Origin of the sequence: Phycicoccus elongatus Lp2, assembly GCF_000367525.1 — a bacterium.
Lineage (GTDB): Bacteria > Actinomycetota > Actinomycetes > Actinomycetales > Dermatophilaceae > Phycicoccus_A > Phycicoccus_A elongatus.
In genome coordinates, this window is sequence record NZ_HF570956.1 from 113178 (window position 1) to 115803 (window position 2626).

General features: G+C 72.4%; 4 protein-coding genes. 3 read left to right on the forward strand and 1 reads right to left on the reverse strand.

The window, feature by feature from the left end:
- The 3 genes from BN10_RS00555 to BN10_RS00565 all read left to right on the forward strand — a co-directional run.
- A partial coding sequence (locus BN10_RS00555; RefSeq protein WP_040750388.1) for a sensor histidine kinase occupies positions 1 to 894 on the forward strand: 894 nt, incomplete at its 5' end.
- A complete protein-coding gene (locus BN10_RS00560; protein WP_010849182.1) occupies positions 891 to 1571 on the forward strand; it encodes a LuxR C-terminal-related transcriptional regulator in 681 nt (226 codons plus the stop codon). The genes BN10_RS00555 and BN10_RS00560, both read left to right, overlap by 4 nt.
- Positions 1572 to 1772: 201 nt before the next feature.
- Positions 1773 to 2120, forward strand: coding sequence for a hypothetical protein (locus BN10_RS00565; protein ID WP_010849183.1), 348 nt, complete (start codon positions 1773 to 1775; stop codon positions 2118 to 2120).
- 18 nt (positions 2121 to 2138) lie between these two features.
- Here the strand turns inward: BN10_RS00565 and BN10_RS00570 are convergent.
- Positions 2139 to 2626 (reverse strand): zinc-binding dehydrogenase (locus BN10_RS00570; protein WP_156917276.1); only part of this gene is annotated, 488 nt, incomplete at its 5' end.

A 2626-nucleotide genomic window follows, 5' to 3' on the forward strand; every position in this document is an offset into this window, starting at 1 on the left:
GGTCTCGACGTTCGGGCCAGCCTGCTCGTGCCGCTCCTGCTCGTCGCCGCCGGTGCGGTCGTCGTGTGGAGTGACCTCGACGCGGCAGGCCGGGCCCGCGCCCTGGACGGTGCAGGCAGCGGACAGCGCGGCATCGTGTGGCTGCGCATCGGGCTGGGAGTGACCCTGGCGATCATCGGGCTCACGGTCATCGCCACCCGAGGCAGTTCGCCGTCGGTCGTCGTCGACAGCCTCCTGGCGTCGCTGGCGGTGCTGCTCGGCCTGATCATCATCGCGGCGCCGTGGGCGCTGCGCCTGTGGACGAATGCCCGTCAGGAGCAGGAGGCCGCGGCGCGGGCCAACGAACGCGCCGACATCGCGGCGCACCTGCATGACTCGGTCCTGCAAACCCTGGCCCTCATCCAACGACGGGCGTCGGACCCGGCGGCCGTGACGACCCTGGCACGCAGCCAGGAGCGCGAGCTGCGGTCCTGGCTCTACGGCGCGAGCGTGGGACACGATGAGACCCTCGCGGCCGCCATCGCCTCGGTCAGCCACGAGGTGGAGGACCTGACCAGCGTCCCGGTCGAGCTGGTCGTGACCGGCGACCGGCCGATGGAGGAGCACGGGATCGCGCTGGCCCGTGCCCTGCGGGAGGCCCTGCTCAACGCGACGCGACACGGGCAACCTCCGGTCACGGCCTACGTGGAGATCGGGCCGGGCGGGGTGGAGGCCTTCGTCCGCGACCGCGGCACCGGCTTCGACCTGGACGCGGTGCCCGAGGACCGGCTCGGCGTGCGCCAGTCCATCCTGGGCCGGATGGAGCGCCATGGTGGCTCCGCCCGGGTGCGTCGCCGCGAGGACGGCACCGAGGTCGAACTCACTCTGCCCGCCCTGGAAGGAGCACACGCATGAGCCAGCCGATTCGCGTCGTCCTCGTCGACGACCACCGGATGTTTCGCAGCGGAGTCCGCAGCGAACTCGCCGAGGAGGCGGCCGACGGGATCGAAATCGTCGGGGAGGCTCCCGACGTCGAGACCGCGGTCAGCGTCATCAAGGCCGAGCAGCCCGATGTCGTGCTCCTCGACGTCCACCTGCCCGGTGGCCTTGGTCATGGCGGGGTCGACGTGCTCCGCGGCTGCGTGGCGCAGGAGTCGCAGCGAGGCGAGCCGATCCGCTTCCTCGCGCTGTCGGTCTCCGATGCGGCCGAGGACGTCATCGCCGTCATCCGTGCCGGGGCGCGCGGCTATGTGACCAAGACGATCAACTCGACGGACCTGGCGACGGCGATCCGGCGGGTCGCGGAGGGCGACGCGGTCTTCTCGCCGCGCCTGGCCGGGTTCGTGCTCGATGCGTTCGGGGCGGCGGCGGGGGAGATTGCCGAGGTCGACGAGGAGCTCGACCGGCTCTCCGCGCGCGAGCGCGAGGTCATGCGGCTCATCGCCCGGGGGTACCAATACAAGGAAGTCGCCAAGGAGCTCTTCATCTCGATCAAGACGGTCGAGACGCATGTCTCTTCGGTGCTTCGCAAGCTCCAGCTCTCGTCGCGGCACGAGCTCACGACGTGGGCGATGGGGCGCAAGCTCATCTGAGCGGTCCGGGAGGCCGGCGGTCGCCCGCCTCCCGCGGGCCGGCCGGGCGGCATACGTCCCGATTGAAGCACCGAGCGGGTATGCCGCGTGCTCACCACACCGGCACCGGTGCGGCTTTGCCGCCCGGTGGGCCCGGCGGCTCCACCCTTTGGTGGATCGAGGGCCGGTGCCGCCTCCGGGGCCGCTGTCTAGCATGGTCGCATGGAACTCGTCATTCGCCTGTTCGTCGTCCTCCACCTGCTCGGCATGGCCGCCATCCTCGGGGGCTGGATTGCCGCGCGTGCCGGCTCGACCTCGTTCGCGCCGCTCGTGTGGGGTGCGAGGGCGCAGGTCGTGACCGGCCTGCTCCTCGTCGGCCTCAACGAGATGAACGACGAGTCCCTCATCCACGCCAAGGTCGCCGTCAAGCTCCTCGTCGCGATCGCGGTCGCCGCCTGCGCCGAGATCGCCGCCGCGCGGGCCCGCAAGGGTGAGCCCAAGCCGGCCCTGGTCGATGCCGCTGCCGGCCTGACCGTGCTCAACGTCCTGGTCGCCGTCCTCTGGCACTGATCCACCCGGCCGGGGACGTCAGGGGATGAGGACGAGCTTGCCTTCCGTCGCCCGACCCTCCAGGGCCTCGTATGCCGCACCGGCGTCGGTCAGCGGGTACCTCCCGCCGATGGCCACCTCGAGCGAGCCGTCCGCGACGGCGCCCAGCACCTCGCCGGCGCGCGCGAGCAGCTCACCTCGGTCGGCGACGTGGTGCGCCAACGACGGTCGCGTGAGGAAGAGCGACCCGCCGGCATTGAGGCGCTGCACGTCGACGGGCGGCACCGCCCCCGACGCCGCCCCGAAGATCGCGAGCGTCCCCCGAGGACGCAGCGACGCGAGCGAGGCGTCGAAGGTGGACGCGCCGACCCCGTCGTAGGCGACGTCGACGCCACGCCCGTCCGGCGTGAAGGCGCGCACCGCGGCGGCGAGGTCGTCCGCCTGCGAGTAGTCGATGACGTGGTCGGCCCCCCGCGCGCGGGCGGTCTCGCACTTGGCCTGCGACCCGGCCGTCGCGACCACGGTCG